1 protein-coding gene is annotated in these 702 nt (G+C 32.8%); it reads left to right on the forward strand.

What is annotated here, in order from left to right; genetic code table 11:
- The coding region (locus tag IEV72_RS13580) for an FIDD domain-containing protein (protein ID WP_505891264.1) at nt 1–702 on the forward strand (702 nt) is incomplete at both ends.

Consider the following 702-nt stretch of genomic DNA (forward strand, 5'->3'; position numbering starts at 1 on the left):
TTGCTTCCAACAACAGCCAATTCAACTGATTTTACCATTGCTTACTTCGATGAAAATGATGTAGAAATCAGTAATCCTGAAAATTACCAAGCTACAAGTAATGAAATTATAACCATTGAAGTAGCCAATGTAAACAACCCAACTTGTGTTGAAACAACAAATTTTAGTCTATTAATTGAAGTTACTCCCGAAATCCAAAATCTAAACGACTTGGAAGCTTGTAGCGATTTCGATTTGAATGCTACTTTCAATTTAACCGAAAACACCTCAGTAGCTTTAGGTACGCAAGATTCTAACGAAGTTGAAGTAGCTTATTTTACATCTTTACAAGATGCAGAAGACAATGTAAATTCATTGGAAAGTCAAGGTACTGATTTGCTTAATTACACGGCTTCATCTTTAAACGAAACTATTTTTATTCGTTTGCAAAATACAAATTCAGCAAATTGTTTTGTCGTAGATTCATTTGAATTGCAAAGTTTTCCTGTGGAAATTAATCAAGTAGATGATTTAGTAAATTGTACAGAATCAGGAGAAACTTCGGCATTTTTCGATTTATCGCAAGTTGAAGCTGAATTGCTTCCAACAACAGCCAATTCAACTGATTTTACCATTGCTTACTTCGATGAAAATGATGTAGAAATCAGTAATCCTGAAAATTACCAAGCTACAAGTAATGAAATTATAACCATTGAAGTAGCC

Source organism: Psychroflexus planctonicus (assembly GCF_014640195.1).
GTDB lineage: Bacteria > Bacteroidota > Bacteroidia > Flavobacteriales > Flavobacteriaceae > Psychroflexus > Psychroflexus planctonicus.